The organism is Seonamhaeicola sp. ABD4_175 (assembly GCF_056160885.1).
The window spans coordinates 723,691-739,797 of sequence record NZ_JBSWYC010000001.1 but is presented as its reverse complement, the minus strand read 5'-3'; the positions used below and the strand labels follow the sequence as shown (position 1 = coordinate 739,797).

The following is a 16,107-nucleotide window of genomic DNA, read 5'->3' as shown; positions in this document are numbered from 1 at the left end:
CATTATATTTTGAAGGCTTGTTTAATTTTATCTATATAATCTAACTTCTCCCAAGTAAACAATTCAACATCAAGTGTTACGTTTTCGCCATTAGGTTGGCTAAAGGTTTTTGTAACTGTTTCATTGCTGCGCCCCATATGGCCATAGGCAGCAGTTTCGCTATACATTGGTGCGCGTAGTTTAAGGCGTTCTTCAATAGCAAATGGTCTCATGTCAAAAATTTCAGAAACTTTTGCAGCTATTTCACCATCAGTTAAATTTATTTTTGCAGTACCATAAGTATCAATAAAAATACCCATTGGTTCTACAACACCAATGGCGTAACTAACTTGTACTAAAACTTCATTAGCAATACCCGCAGCTATTAAGTTTTTAGCAATATGGCGTGTAGCGTAAGCGGCACTTCTATCTACTTTACTTGGGTCTTTGCCTGAAAAAGCACCACCACCGTGTGCGCCTTTGCCACCATAAGTATCAACAATAATTTTTCTGCCTGTTAAGCCCGTATCACCATGTGGGCCACCAATTACAAACTTTCCGGTTGGGTTAATGTGGTATTTTATATCATCATTAAATAAAGCTTGAGTGGCTTTTGGTAATTTTGCAATTACTCTAGGTATTAAAATGGTTTTAATGTCTTCTCTAATTTTGGCAAGCATAGTATCATCATCGGCAAAATCATCATGTTGTGTAGAAACTACAATAGCATCAATACGTTGTGGTACATTATCATCACTATATTCAATGGTAACTTGACTTTTAGAGTCTGGTCTTAAATAAGTAATATCTTTGTTTTCTCTGCGTAATTCTGCTAATTCTTTTAAAATTCTATGCGATAAATCTAAAGCTAAAGGCATGTAGTTTTCGGTTTCATTAGTGGCATAGCCAAACATCATACCTTGGTCTCCGGCTCCTTGCTCTTCTTTGGTAGCTCTATCTACTCCGCGGTTAATATCATCAGATTGCTCGTGAATAGCAGAAAACACACCGCAAGAATTACCATCAAACATATATTCGCCTTTAGTATAACCAATTTTGTTAATGGTATCTCTGGCAATTTGCTGTACATCTAAATACGTGTTAGATTTTACTTCGCCAGCAAGTACTACTTGCCCTGTTGTTACAAGGGTTTCGCAAGCTACTTTAGAGTTTATATCAAAAGCTAAAAAATGATCTATAAGTGCATCACTAATTTGGTCAGCAACTTTGTCTGGGTGTCCTTCAGATACACTTTCTGAAGTGAATAAATATGACATTATTAAAAATTTTAAATGAGGTAGATTTGACGTAAACGTCTCAGGAAGTTAACACTGCCTTTAGCATTTTTGTTTATATCTTAAATGTGACAGATATAAAGAGGTTGCAATCAGTCAAATCTTTCCTCTATTATTGAGGTGCAAAAATAAAAAAATTAAACTAAAGACACATTGTTTTTCTTTTTTTTAAGAAAAAAGTTGCATTCTAAAATTTTTCTATAAATATTTGTTTCAGCAAGATGAATAACAAAGTATTAAATATCATTTCAATTAGCGTCAGCGTGATTATTTCACAATGATACGGAAGTGCTATTTAGTAAATTAATATAAAATAAAACCTTCCTAAAAATCACATAGGAAGGTTTTTTTATGATTTTTTTTTAGTGCATTGGGCATCATAAAAAAATAGAGTTAATTTATTGATTGTTATGTGTTTAGGTTGTTTTTGTGGGTAGTGAATTTAACCCGTAAAAACAATAAAAAACACGTACAAGTAGCTAAAATATTATTTTCGTTTATTGAAAATTAACATTTTTTGTTAAAACTCTTAAAAACATATAAATATCATAATTTAACTAACTAAGATTTAAATTTTTATCATAAAAAATGAACAAACTAAACAAACATAGTAGCAGATTAACGCAAGACGAATCGCAACCAGCATCACAAGCCATGTTATATGCTGTTGGTTTTTCTGATGAAGATATGCACAAAGCTCAAATTGGTATAGCAAGTACAGGGTATGATGGTAACCCATGTAATATGCACCTAAACGGCTTGAAAGATGAAGTTAAGGTAGAGTGTAATATTGCTGGTATGGTTGGTTTAGGGTTTAATACTATTGGTGTGTCTGACGGTATTTCAATGGGTACATCGGGTATGAATTACTCACTTGTATCTAGAGATATTATAGCAGATTCAATTGAAACCATTATGAATGCACAAAGCTATGATGGCTTAATAGCTATTGTAGGTTGCGATAAGAATATGCCAGGTGCAGTTATGTCAATGCTGCGCTTAAATCGTCCGTCAATAATGATGTACGGTGGTACCATAAAATCTGGTAATTATAAAGGTAAAAAATTAAATATTGTATCTGCTTTTGAAGCGCTTGGGCAAAAAGTAGCAGGCGAAATAGACGAAGCAGAATATAAAGAAATTATTAAAAGATCTATTCCAGGTGCTGGTGCATGTGGCGGTATGTATACAGCCAACACAATGGCATCGGCAATAGAGTGTATGGGGTTTGCATTGCCTTATAACTCATCAATTCCTGCTGAAAATCCTAATAAATTATCTGAAGCTGAAAGATACGCCAGAGCCATTAAAAATTTATTAGAGTTAGATTTAAAACCTTTAGATATTATTTCAAAAAAGTCTATTGAAAACGCTATCACTTTAGTAAATGCTTTAGGCGGATCAACAAATGCAGTTTTACACTTTTTAGCTATTGCACATGCAGCTGATATAGATTTTACTTTAGAAGATTTTCAGCGTGTAAGTGACAAAACACCATTAATTGGAGATTTAAAACCATCGGGTAAATACTTAATGGAAGATGTGCATGGTGTTGGTGGTACGCCAGCAATTATGAAATACCTTTTAGAAGAAGGTTATTTGCATGGTGATTGCATGACGGTTACAGGTAAAACACTAGCCGAAAACTTAGCCGATGTAAAAGCTATGGAGTTTGAAGATCAGGATATTGTTTATCCTACAGATAAAGCCTTAAAGACATCAGGAAACCTACAAATTCTGCACGGAAACTTAGCTACAGATGGTGCTGTTGCAAAAATTTCAGGAAAAGAAGGTTTAGTGTTTGAAGGTAAAGCCGTTGTTTACAACAGTGAGCAAGATGCCAATACAGGAATTTCAAATGGCGAGGTAAAACGTGGAGATGTTGTGGTTATAAGGTATGTAGGTCCAAAGGGCGGACCCGGTATGCCAGAAATGCTAAAACCAACATCATTAATTATGGGAGCCGGTTTAGGTAAGTCTGTAGCATTAATTACAGATGGTCGTTTCTCGGGCGGTACGCACGGTTTCGTAGTTGGCCACATCACACCCGAAGCCCAAGCCGGAGGCGCTATTGGGTTAGTTGAAACAGGCGATAAAATTAGAATTAGTGCCGAAGATAACACTATCAACGTATTAATTTCTGAAGAAGAATTAGCACAAAGAAAAGCAAACTGGCAAGCGCCAGCATTAAAACATAAAAAAGGAATACTATATAAATACGCCAAATGTGTAGCGCCAGCTTCTGAAGGTTGCGTAACAGATAAGTATTAAAATTCCAACTAAATAAAAAGAGTCTTTCAATATAAAGTTGAAGATTATGAAAGAAACACAAACCATAGAAAAAACAAAAACGGAAACCACAAAAACCGAACGCATAACGGGTTGCGAAGCAATTATAAGATGTTTAATTGCTGAAGGTGTTGATATTCTTTACGGATATCCTGGAGGTGCTATTATGCCTGTTTATGATGAGTTGTTTAAATACCAAGACCAAATTCATCACGTATTAACACGTCATGAACAAGGGGCTGCTCATGCTGCACAAGGCTATGCCAGAATATCTGGTAAAGTAGGTGTTGCCATGGCAACATCGGGTCCGGGTGCTACCAACTTAATAACCGGAATTGCCGATGCGCAAATAGATTCTACACCAATGGTATGCATAACAGGGCAAGTGTTTTCGCATTTATTAGGTAGTGATGCGTTTCAAGAAACAGATATTGTTGGTATATCAACACCTGTTACCAAATGGAATCATCAAATTACAAAAGCTGAAGATATTCCAGAAGTAATAGCTAAAGCGTTTTACATAGCTAAAAGTGGTAGGCCAGGTCCTGTGTTAATTGATATTACTAAAGATGCACAGCTTCAGGAATTCGATTTTAAATACGAAAAATGCACAAACGTAAGAAGTTACAAGCCTGTGCCAAAAACTAATATAGAGTCTGTAAAAGCAGCAGCCCAATTAATTAATAATGCCAAAAAACCTTTAATTGTTTGGGGGCAAGGTGTTATTTTAGGTGAAGCTGAAAATGAGCTTAAGGCTGTTATTGAAAAAGCTGGTATTCCATCGGCTTGGACAATTTTAGGGGCTTCAGCAATACCAACATCACACCCGCTAAATGTTGGTATGGTTGGTATGCATGGTAATTACGCACCTAACAAATTAACCAATGAATGCGATGTTTTAATTGCCATAGGCATGCGTTTTGATGATCGTGTTACAGGAAACTTAGCCACCTATGCCAAACAAGCCAAAATAATTCATTTTGATATTGATCCGGCAGAAATAGATAAAAATGTAAAAACCGATGTTGCAGTTTTAGGCAATTCTAAAGAAAGTTTAGCACTGTTACTAAATGAACTTAACGAAAACAAACACCAAGCGTGGCACCAAGAGTTTAAAGATTTATATAAAATAGAATTTGATAAAGTAATTAAAGCCGATTTACTTCCTGAAAAAGAAGGTTTAACTATGGGAGAGGTGTTAAAAGAAATTAATACCCAAAGTAAAGGAGATGCGGCTATAGTTTCTGATGTTGGGCAACACCAAATGATTGCTTGCAGATATGCCGAGTTTAACAAAACTAAAAGTAATATTACATCGGGTGGTTTAGGTACCATGGGGTTTGCATTACCAGCGGCAATAGGTGCTAAAATGGCAGCGCCAGAGCGTGAGGTTGTGGCAATAATTGGTGATGGTGGTTACCAAATGAATATACAAGAATTAGGTACCATTTTTCAGCAAAAAGTACCAGTAAAAATTGTAGTGCTTAATAATGAGTTTTTAGGCATGGTACGCCAATGGCAACAGCTGTTTTTTGATAAACGTTATGCATCAACAGAAATGACAAACCCAGATTTTGTAACCATTGCAAAAGGGTATCATATTGAAGCTAAACGTGTAACAAAACGCGAAGAATTAGCCAGTGCTGTTGAAGAAATGATAGCTTCAAAATCATCATACTTTTTAGAAGTTTGTGTAGAGAAAGAAGATAATGTATTTCCAATGATTCCTACAGGAGCATCAGTATCAGATGTAAGATTAAGCTAAAAACAGTTTTAAAGTATAGAACAAAAGATAAAAGGTGAGGTTATTTAAAAGTAAAGTATTTCAAAAACAAATCTTTTCACTTTTTGTCTAATATCTTTTAAAAAATGAACGAAGAACAAAAAACATTCACGATTTCAATTTATACCGAAAATAATATCGGGTTATTAAATCGTATTTCAGCCATTTTTCAACGCAGGCATATAAATATAGAAAGTTTAACAACGTCACAGTCTGAAATTGAAAATGTTAACCGTTTTGTAATTGTAGTAAATATTTCTGAAACGCAAGCAAAAAAAATAGTAGGGCAAATAGAAAAGCAAGTTGAGGTAATTAAGGCGTATTATCACACAGATAATGAAACTATTTTTACAGAATCTTGTATGTTCAAAATAAAGTCTGAATTATTATTTGAAGAACCTCAAATTCAAAATATAATTAAAGAAAGCAATACTAGAATTGTTACAGTAAATAAAGAATTTTTTGTGTTAGAAAAATCTGGAAGACGTCATGAAATTGAAGCCTTACGCAGAGATTTAAACGCTTTTGGTATTATGCAATTTGTACGCTCTGGAAGAATAGCTGTAACCAAAGATGAAATGAAAATTACAGAGCTTTTAAAAGCAAAAAAATAATAAACAATAAATATTAAACACTACACCTAATTTATTAGGTAAAACAAGTATTAAAACAAGAACATTACAAATGGAAAATTATTTTAACACACTTACATTAGCAGGTAAATTAAACCAATTGTCTAAATGTAGATTCATGGATGCATCTGAATTTACAGATGGTGTAAACGCACTTAAAGGCAAAAAAATAGTAATAGTAGGTTGTGGAGCTCAAGGGTTAAACCAAGGCTTAAACATGAGAGATTCTGGGTTAGATATTTCTTATACATTACGTGAAGCAGCTATTAAAGAAAAGCGCGCATCATTCGTTAATGCTACTGAAAACGGTTTTACAGTTGGTACTTATGAAGAGTTAATTCCAACAGCCGATTTAGTTTTAAACCTTACACCAGATAAGCAACATACAAACGTTGTTAAAGCTGTAATGCCTTTAATGAAAAAAGGGGCAACTTTAGCATATTCTCATGGTTTTAATATTGTTGAAGAAGGTATGCAAATTCGTGAAGACCTTACAGTAATTATGTGTGCGCCAAAATCACCAGGCTCTGAGGTGCGCGAAGAATACAAAAGAGGTTTTGGTGTGCCAACACTTATTGCAGTACACCCAGAAAATGACCCTGAAGGTAAAGGTTTAGCACAAGCAAAAGCCTATGCTGTTGCAACAGGAGGAGATAGAGCAGGTGTGTTAGAATCGTCTTTCGTTGCTGAGGTAAAAAGTGATTTAATGGGCGAGCAAACAATTCTTTGTGGTTTATTACAAACAGGTTCTATTTTATGTTTTGATAAAATGGTTGAAAAAGGTATTGAACCAGGGTACGCTTCAAAATTAATTCAATACGGTTGGGAAACTGTTACAGAAGGTTTAAAATACGGTGGTATTACAAACATGATGGACAGACTATCAAATCCTGCAAAAATTAAAGCTTTTGAAATTTCTGAAGAATTAAAAGATATCATGCGCCCATTATTCCAAAAACATATGGATGATATTATGGAAGGTAATTTTTCTAGTGGAATGATGGCAGATTGGGCTAATGGAGATGAAAACTTATTAGGTTGGAGAGCTGCAACTGCTGAAACTGCTTTTGAAAAAACACCAGCGGGTGATATGGAAATTAGCGAGCAAGAATATTATGATAATGGCGTATTAATGGTAGCATTAGTTCGTGCAGGTGTAGAATTAGCGTTTGAAGCCATGACAGAGTCTGGAATTATTGATGAGTCTGCGTACTATGAGTCTTTACACGAAACACCATTAATTGCAAACACTATTGCTAGAAAAAAATTATACGAAATGAACCGTGTAATTTCAGATACTGCAGAGTACGGTTGTTATTTATTTGATCATGCATGTAAGCCTTTGTTAGCAGATTTTATGAAAACAGTAGATACTGATATTATTGGAAAAGCATACGCAAAAGACAATGGCGAAGGTGTTGATAACGCTAAATTAATTGAAATTAATGCAGCGTTAAGAAATCATCCAGTTGAAAAAATTGGTAGATTCTTAAGAACATCAATGACAGCTATGAAGCCAATAGTTTAATACTAAAAACATATTATGGCGCAGGAAAAAAACATATATTTTCCTAACATAAATAATATAAAGCTAGCTGCCGATACTATTAAAAAAGTATCGGCAGTTACGCCTTTATACCATAGCTTAAGATGTTCAAAAAAATATAATTCTAATATCTATTTTAAGCGTGAAGATCTTCAACAAGTACGCTCATATAAAATTAGAGGAGCCTATAATAAAATAAGTTCTCTATCACAAAAAAAGGCAAATAGTGGTGTGGTTTGTGCAAGCGCTGGTAACCACGCGCAAGGCGTGGCGTTATCATGTAAATTGTTAAAAATTAAAGGTGTGATTTACATGCCAACACCAACGCCCAATCAAAAAGTTGAGCAAGTAAAAATGTTTGGTGAAGATTACATTGATATTAAATTACAAGGTGATACGTTTGATGATGCATATCATGCAGCCATGTTAGAATGTAATAGCTCAGGGAAAATTTTTATCCATCCATTTGACGATGAAAAAGTAATTGAAGGGCAAGCAACCGTAGGTTTAGAAATTATAGAGCAATACAATAAAACTATTGATTATGTTTTTATACCCATTGGCGGTGGTGGTTTAGCTGCGGGTTTGTCAACGGTTTTTAAAACCTTATCTCCTAAAACAAAAATTATTGGGGTAGAGCCGCAAGGAGCACAATCTATGGGTACTTCAATAAAAAATAATAAAAATACTACTTTAAAAAACATAGATAAATTTGTTGATGGTGCTGCGGTAAAACGTGTTGGCAACCTAACATTTCCTATTTGTAAACAAAACTTACATACCGTTATTTCTGTACCCGAAGGTAAAGTGTGTGAAACCATTTTAGAACTTTATAATAAAGATGCCATTGTAGTTGAGCCTGCAGGCGCATTAAGTATTGCTGCCTTAGATTTTTATACTGAAGCCATAAAAAATAAAAATGTGGTGTGTGTTATTAGCGGAAGTAATAATGATATTACCAGAACACCCGAAATTAAAGAACGCGCATTGCTTTACGCTAATTTAAAGCATTATTTTATTGTGAAATTCCCGCAACGTGCAGGTGCTTTAAAACAATTTGTAGTTGATATTTTAGGCGAAAATGATGATATTACCTATTTTCAATATGCTAAAAAAACCAACAGAGAAAATGGTTCGGCAGTAGTTGGTGTGCAACTTAAATCTTCAACAGATTTAGAGCCTTTAATAGCTAAAATGAAGGCTCATAATTTTTATGGCGATTATTTAAATAACAAACCAGATTTGTTTCAGTTTTTAGTTTAAATAATTGTTTTACACCTTCCAACGAAAAATTTAGTATTTAGTATTAAATATTTTTTAATTAAAATTTGAGACTGTTTTTTCTTGCCGTATTTTAGTGCATTGAACACATTAGAATATTAACAAACAAAATTTAGTTTTAAAAATGAAAGTATTTAAATATGTATTAACATCAGTTTTTGCTGCATCTATTTTATTTAGTTGTGGCGGAGAAAAGAAAGAGAAAAAAGAATCATTTTCATATGAAAATAAATCAACAACTACTGATGAGGTTAAAGAAGAAGATAACGTAGCCAATATAGTGTTAGTTGGTGATGATATGATGAAGTTTGATAAAAATGAAATTAAAGCTAAAGCTGGCCAAAAAGTTAAATTAACATTACGCCATAAAGGAAAAATGGATTTAAACGTAATGGGACATAACGTTGTTATTTTAAAACAAGGCGTTGATATTGCAACCTTTGCGGGAAAAGCAGCTACAGCCAGAGACACCAAATATATTCCAGAATCTGCAAAAGATGATATTATTGCACATACTGATTTAATTGGAGGCGGGCAAACAACATCTATTGAGTTTGATGCTCCAGCAGCAGGAACATATGATTTTATTTGTAGCTTTCCTGGGCATTACGCAATAATGAAAGGTAAGTTTATTGTTGAGTAAACTTTTCAATCCTAAAAATAAATAGAGAGGCTCAAAATGAGCCTCTTTTTTTGTGCTTATTTTTCAAACTGTAAAGTTTAAAATATAGTGACGAGATATATTAAACATTTTTGTTTTAGCCATAGCTTAACTTTAACCATTATTTATTAATACTAAACATGAAAAAGCTAGATAAGTTAATTTTACTTTCAATCTTTACTGTGCTAATAAGCTCTTGTAAAAAAGAATCTGAAAACCAACGTGTTTTTTCAAATTGGGAAAAAACGTTAATAAAGTATACAGATACCACAGTAAAAGTATACGGGCATTATGCGCCCGTTAAATTACCAATTAAAACAGGTGTAACCTTATGGAATCCGGTAGCAATTATTTCAGGCCCTAACAATATAATTTATGCAGCAAATTATACCGGTGAAATTTATTCTTTACAAGATACTGATGGTGATGGTTTAGAAGATCATGCCAAATTATTTTGCGATGTAAAGAATGACAGTATACGCTACCCCACAAGTTTAGCCTTTAAAGATAATAAGATGTACGTAGCTACAACCCAAGAGATAAGGGTGTACGAAGATACCGATGGTGATTTTGTAGCGGATAATAGTTATACGTTTTTTGATGATTTTCCTTGGACACTGCACTATTGGGATTGGACTTTTGGTCTTGATTTTGATTCGGAGGGCTATCTATTCGCTATTCTTTGTACAGATCAGCTCAACAAAAATGCTGCACCAGATCCAAATAAATTAAGAGGTTCAATTTTGAGAATTGCACCAGACGGAAAATCTTATGAGCGATTAGCAACAGGGCTCAGGTTTGCTTATGGATTAACGTTGAATGAAGAAGATGAGGTTTTCTTTTCCGATAATAAAGGAAATCAAAATAAATATGAAGAACTTAATCATGCTAAAAGAGGAGGTTTCTATGGTAATAACCCAAATAAATATCCAGATGAACCCAAGGCTACTGATCCACTTGTAAAATTAAAGTATGGGTTTGCACCTGTTGGAATTGTTTTTAACCCAAAAGACAATGATTTTGATGGAACAGCAGGCGATTTATTTATTTCTTACTGGGGGCCTGATGGTCAATGGACCGAAGGGTCTATTGCTCGTGTACGTATGGTAAAAAATGAAAATGGGGAGTATGAAGCTGAAGAATTTCCAGTAGCCGATAATATTGAAAAGCTTTCCGATTTAGATTTTGATGCCAATGGAGATTTGTATTTAGCCCAATTTGGCACAGAAGGGCGTATGCATTTACCTCATAAAACACCTGAAGGTGCTTTTTATAAAATGGTTGTAGCTGATTGGGTAGAGCCTGACGATCCAAAGAAAATTACCGCAATTGTAAAGGGTAATTCTAATAAAGGTAAACAAATATTTAAGATGAGGGCCTGTAATACATGCCATTCTATTGATGGTAATGAGGAGATGTTAGGGCCAGATCTAGCAGGAATTGGACGCTTACTTTCTAGAGAACAGATTATTGAATCAATCAATGACCCAAATAAAAATATCAAAACAGGATTTGATCAGATGCAAATCAAAAAAAGAGACGGAAGTGTGTTTAATGGAAGAATGTATACCAGTAATAAAGATGAAGTTGTTCTTATAATTGCAGGTAACGAAAAGCTAACAATTAAAACTGAGGATATTGAATCAAGTAAAATTGTGGATATATCCTTAATGCCGCCAGGGTTGCTAACTGGTCTAAAAGACGAAGAAATTAGAGATTTGATTGGTTATATGCAGGGGCTGACGTTAGATGAAGAATAGTTTGAGTAAAGACAAGATATAATTCAAAATTAAGTAATCAACTTTTAAATTCTCAAAGTAAATTGATGAAGTCGTGTATATGAAGCTTGGGAAAATGGACATCTAAATTAAAATAAATATTCACTTATTATACTAAACAAGATTATGGCTATTAAAATTGGGTGCTTTGCACTAATCAATCCGTTTCAAACTTTAGAACAACAAGCAGATCAAATACAAGCATGGGGTATTAAATATGCCGATGTTACTGATAATGCCGATGGCGCTTGTTTAGGGTCGCATTTCGGTTTTAATGCGGTAGCTAGTTTAGATGCTAATGCTTTTGATATTAAAAGGCTTTTTGAATCTCGCGGCATTACATTAACTAGTGTTTGTGCACACGCTACATTGTTAGATCCTACTGCTCCTTGGCGTTATGGCACATCACAAATTGTTAAAGCCATAAGAATGGCTGCTGCAATTGGCATTAAACATGTTATCACTACAGAAGGAGATGCGCATACAGAATTTGGACATAATCTTACAGATGATGAAGCTATCTTCAGCATTAGAGAAAAACTTCATGAACCTTTGCAAATGGCAAAAGATTATGGGGTGAAAATTTTGTTGGAGCCTCACGGAAAATATACAGATTCAGTGAAACACATGGAGCGTATCATAGATGCTTGTAATTCAGAAGCGTTAGGCGTTAACTTAGATACTGGTAACCTTTGGTTGGGTGGAGGAGACTCAATTGAAATGATTAATAAATTGGGAGATAAAATTGAACATGTTCATTGGAAAGACTTGCCCGAAGAATATATTGAACAAAGAGGTAAGGTATTTGGCTGTGGTATGTCACTAATTCCATTAGGGTCTGGGGTTATAGGTATAGAGAAAATTCATCAAGCTCTTAAAAAAATTGGCTTTGATGGTTATACAACCCTTGAAGTAGCAGGTGAAGAAGCGGTTAAAGCAAGTTACCATTACTTAAATAGTCTAGAATCATAATTTGCATTTCGAATTGAAAATACTAAAAGAAAATTTGCGCACTTTTTTGTAACTTGAAAGGTCAAGTTAATTAAGACCTTTTTAGTGCAATGAAAACCGAGAAAGAGAAAGATTTCCATATGTTGTATATACCAGACCGTTGCGTGCCTTTAGAGCAGGCTGCTAATTCCGGACAACTAAAAATGAGGGGCCTTAGGCGCGCAGATTATCCAGGTATTGATCTTCCTGACCATATTTTACCCAGTGTTTATAGCATAGGATATTGGGATGCCAAAATAAATCAGAATTGGGGATTAAACTGGCATAGAAATGAAGGTATTGAATTCACCTTTTTAGAATCAGGAAGCTTAACATTTACCAAAGGAGATAATGAAGAATACCAATTAAAATCTGGAGATTTTACTATTACAAGACCTTGGCAACCTCACAAACTTGGTAATCCTAATATAGGTATATGTAAGCTGTACTGGTTAATAATTGATGTGAATGTTCGGCAACCACATCAAAAATGGGAGTGGCCAGATTGGATAATCCTTTCAGAAGAAGATCTTGATTTTTTAACAAAGGTTCTTAGGCAAAATGAGATGCCCGTTTGGAAAACAAATAATAAAATAAAGAGTTATTTTGCAGAATTAGGTAAATGCTTAGATACTATAGAAATTGCTATTCAACACTCTAAATTAAATATTTTAGTAAATCAGCTATTATTGGAATTGGTAGATTTATTTAAGAAAGACAAAGTTGTGTTGGATGAATCTCTTACAGTTAATAAAAGAACAGTTAAAATATTTTTAAGTTATTTAGAACAAGATTACCATAGAAACTGGTCTTTAGAATCTATGGCAGAACACTGCGGTCTTGGCATTACAAGCTTATCAAAGTATTGTAAAGAACTTACTAATATGACCCCAGTAAATTATCTTATAAAGCTTAGGTTAGATGCAGCAGCCAAAATGCTGAATAAACCTAAAAATAAAAGTATAGCTGATATTTGTTACGACTGTGGGTTTTCAAGTACACAATATTTTGCAACCATTTTTAAAAAACGATTCAAATGTTCCCCAAGAAATTACAGGATAAAATATGCCAAACATGTGGCTCATTAAGGGCATGTCGCATGAAACATATCTTAAATTTTCTTGTTTGCACACTTTTATTAATAAACTGTGCAAGCAATAAAAACCAATATAAAAACAAAATTAAAGTAATAATACTTACTGGTAGTAACAACCATAATTGGAAAGCTACTACTAACCAATTGCTAGACATGTATTCTGAGTCTGGATATTTTGAAACCTACGTAACAGAATCTCCAGACACTCTTAAATATAACGATTTTAAGAAGTTTGATGTGGTTTTAAGTAATTGGAACCCTTATCCAGAAAATGTAAAAGATTGGCCCCAATATACAAAACAAGGTTTAATGAAATATATAGACGAAGGTGGAGGATTTGTACTATTTCATGGAGCCAGTGCCTCATTTTACGATTGGAAAGCATTTCATGAGTTAATTGGAGGCACCTGGGGGAAAAAGACCAGACATGGTAAAATTACCGAGCATAAAATTGTTTTCACAAACCGTACACACCCCATTACCAAAGGAGTAGAGGATTTTTTGATAATAGATGAACTATGGGTAAACCTTGAATTAATAGATAATCCAAATGTTTTAGCTACATCATTATCAAAAAAAACTAACAATGGGCGTGATATGATGGAGCCTGTAATACTTTGGAATACCAAGGGGAAAGGACGTTGTTTTCATAATGTTCTAGGACATAATGTTGAAGCATTGGAAAACGAGGGCTGGAAAAAAATTATGCTACGTGGAACCGAGTGGGCTGCCTCAGGATATGTATCTAGGTTTAAATAAAGCACTTTTTAGAAAAGAAAAGAGGCTCAAATTGAGCCTCTTTTTTTATGACTAAAATTGAAAATTATTTTACAATTAGTTTTGTTCTCATGGTAAATGAGTGCCCTGGAAATGTACAAACTATCCAATATTCTCCTGGTTCGTTTGGTGATGTAAAGTAAATGGTTTCAGAGTCTTCTGGTCCCACGGTACCAGAGTGTGCTAATACTAAATCACTAAAAGGAACATAGTTTAAATCTGGGCCATCTAAACCTAAACCAAGAGCCATTTCTCCAACTTTAATAGGTGTTTCTTTACCTGGTTTAGTAATAACTATGTTATGAATCATATCATCATTGTTATTTAAGGTAAATTCAATTTTACTATTTCGGTTTATTGTAATTTCTTCAGTATCATATTTTAGTCCGGGAATTGTTCCAATAGATACTTTTTCATCAGCACCAGCTTCACCCCAATCATGCGGCATTGTAGTAACTCGTTTAGGTTGTTCTATTTTTTTATCAGACTTTTTCATTTCCATTTGCATTGATTTCAATTCGCCACCCGGAACTTCATTTAAGGTGTAATATGCTTTTTTATGCAGTAATGTTTCTCCCGATGTTGCTTTTAAAGAAGGAATTTCTAGTTGGTGAATGTACCCTAAACGCATGCCGTGTACAGTAAGTTTAACGGTTAAGCCATCAGCAGAAAGTTTAGCTTTGTGAATCATAGCATTTTGCTGATCAATAATTGGGCTGCCGTAAGTTTTATGGTATTTATACGTAAAAGTTTTCATTTTATAGTTTGAAATATCTTCAGCCTGTTGTTTGCTAACTGGTTTAGTAAATTCTAATTCAAAACCATCATCTTTAGCTTTCATAGTTTTAATTTCAAACGGCATTTTACCAGTCCAAACTAAACGTTGTAAACCAAAATTTTTCTTCCCAGTTGAAGCCCAACCTCTACTAGTCATACCAACAAACATATTGTTGTCACTTCCCCAAATCATACGTAACACTCCAGATGAAAAACCATCAACAAAAGGAAAAGCAGCACCTTGATAAACACCGTTTACTTTTTCCATATAAACACGCATAATTTTACTGTGTCCTTGGTCTCCTACAAATTGTTGGCCTTCAAATGGGCCAAATTTACCATTTGTAGTGTCATATAAAATATCAGATGTTGAAATACCTAAAATGGTATGAGGGAACCAAATAGCAGGAGCTTTCAACTCTTTTTCTTTTTTGGCATACTCATACAATGTCATGCCAGAATTGTCCTGAATATCTTCTGGTTTTAATGTTAAAGGAGATAGCGGGTCATCGCTCCATTTTAACCCTTCAGGGTGGCCAGCAAAATCACCAACTTCTAAATGCGTCATTCTGCCTGAGCCTACCCAATCTCCTTGGTTTTCAGTATAGAAAAAATCGCCTTTATCATTAATAGCAAAACCAGCAGGAGAGCGTAAGCCTGTTGCTATTGGAGTAATTTTTCCTTCAGGAGTAATTTTTAACATCCAACCACGCCATCTTACAGTACTTTTTCCGCCACCTATCCATGAAAGGTTTAGTGTAACAATCATATCGCCATTTTTGGTGAATTTTGGTCCGTATGAGTAATCATGGTAATTGCCAGATAGTGGCCATGAAAAAATAGTTTTGTATACATCGGCTTCATTATCACCATTTTTGTCTATAAGTCTTGTTAATTCACCGCGTTGTGATAAGTAGAAGCTGTTGTCTTTATAACTCAAACCTAGAGCTTCGTGTAAACCGTGTGCAAATAGCTTATAGTCTGGGTTCTTGCCGTAAGGTTTGTCTATTAACCAAACCTCTCCACGCCTTGTTGATACACCCAGTTTGTCATCATCGGTTAATGCTAAGCCACCAACTTCTAGCTTTACGTTGTTAGGAATAGGAACATCAACTATTTTATAATAGTCTGATTCTTTTAGTTTTAATTGACCAAAAACAATCTGACCAATACAAATGCTTAAAATTACTGTTAAAAGTTTTACTGTTTTTTGCATGATTAAT

12 protein-coding genes are annotated in these 16,107 nt (G+C 34.2%); 10 read left to right on the top strand and 2 right to left on the bottom strand.

What is annotated here, in order from left to right:
• Positions 1–2: 2 nt before the first annotated feature.
• Positions 3–1,256: a methionine adenosyltransferase gene (gene metK, locus ACXAG4_RS03030; protein WP_475294597.1), complete on the bottom strand. Its 1,254-nt coding sequence runs from the start codon at positions 1,254–1,256 to the stop codon at positions 3–5.
• Between the two features lie 606 nt (positions 1,257–1,862).
• On the opposite strand from metK, the gene ilvD reads away from it, so the two are divergent.
• The 10 genes from ilvD (at position 1,863) to ACXAG4_RS02980 (ending at position 14,089) form a co-directional block, all read left to right on the top strand.
• Positions 1,863–3,545: a dihydroxy-acid dehydratase gene (gene ilvD, locus ACXAG4_RS03025; protein WP_475294596.1), complete on the top strand. Its 1,683-nt coding sequence runs from the start codon at positions 1,863–1,865 to the stop codon at positions 3,543–3,545.
• A 46-nt stretch (positions 3,546–3,591) separates the two neighbouring features.
• Positions 3,592–5,328, top strand: coding sequence for a biosynthetic-type acetolactate synthase large subunit (gene ilvB / locus ACXAG4_RS03020; RefSeq protein WP_475294595.1), 1,737 nt, complete (start codon positions 3,592–3,594; stop codon positions 5,326–5,328).
• A gap of 104 nt (positions 5,329–5,432) precedes the next feature.
• Positions 5,433–5,960 carry an acetolactate synthase small subunit gene (gene ilvN, locus ACXAG4_RS03015; protein ID WP_475294594.1) on the top strand — a complete coding sequence of 176 codons (528 nt, stop codon included), beginning with the start codon at positions 5,433–5,435 and terminating at the stop codon, positions 5,958–5,960.
• Positions 5,961–6,030: 70 nt separating this feature from the next.
• The gene (ilvC, locus tag ACXAG4_RS03010) at positions 6,031–7,506 is read left to right on the top strand and encodes a ketol-acid reductoisomerase (protein WP_475294593.1); all 1,476 of its coding nucleotides are present in this window, start codon (positions 6,031–6,033) and stop codon (positions 7,504–7,506) included.
• A gap of 15 nt (positions 7,507–7,521) precedes the next feature.
• Positions 7,522–8,787 (top strand): threonine ammonia-lyase IlvA, encoded by a 1,266-nt coding sequence (ilvA, locus tag ACXAG4_RS03005; RefSeq protein WP_475294592.1) that lies wholly within the window; start codon positions 7,522–7,524, stop codon positions 8,785–8,787.
• Between the two features lie 142 nt (positions 8,788–8,929).
• Complete coding sequence (locus ACXAG4_RS03000; protein ID WP_475294591.1) at positions 8,930–9,448, top strand: plastocyanin/azurin family copper-binding protein; 519 nt, start codon at positions 8,930–8,932, stop codon at positions 9,446–9,448.
• Positions 9,449–9,648: 200 nt separating this feature from the next.
• Positions 9,649–11,226, top strand: a complete 1,578-nt coding sequence (locus tag ACXAG4_RS02995; protein WP_475294590.1) for a DUF7133 domain-containing protein — start codon at positions 9,649–9,651, stop codon at positions 11,224–11,226.
• Positions 11,227–11,370: 144 nt separating this feature from the next.
• Positions 11,371–12,216: a sugar phosphate isomerase/epimerase family protein gene (locus ACXAG4_RS02990; protein WP_475294589.1), complete on the top strand. Its 846-nt coding sequence runs from the start codon at positions 11,371–11,373 to the stop codon at positions 12,214–12,216.
• An 89-nt stretch (positions 12,217–12,305) separates the two neighbouring features.
• Positions 12,306–13,322 carry an AraC family transcriptional regulator gene (locus ACXAG4_RS02985; protein ID WP_475294588.1) on the top strand — a complete coding sequence of 339 codons (1,017 nt, stop codon included), beginning with the start codon at positions 12,306–12,308 and terminating at the stop codon, positions 13,320–13,322.
• A gap of 11 nt (positions 13,323–13,333) precedes the next feature.
• Positions 13,334–14,089 carry a ThuA domain-containing protein gene (locus tag ACXAG4_RS02980; protein WP_475294587.1) on the top strand — a complete coding sequence of 252 codons (756 nt, stop codon included), beginning with the start codon at positions 13,334–13,336 and terminating at the stop codon, positions 14,087–14,089.
• Between the two features lie 64 nt (positions 14,090–14,153).
• On the opposite strand, the gene ACXAG4_RS02975 is transcribed toward ACXAG4_RS02980, so the two are convergent.
• Positions 14,154–16,100 carry a plastocyanin/azurin family copper-binding protein gene (locus ACXAG4_RS02975; protein WP_475294586.1) on the bottom strand — a complete coding sequence of 649 codons (1,947 nt, stop codon included), beginning with the start codon at positions 16,098–16,100 and terminating at the stop codon, positions 14,154–14,156.
• Positions 16,101–16,107: the final 7 nt, after the last annotated feature.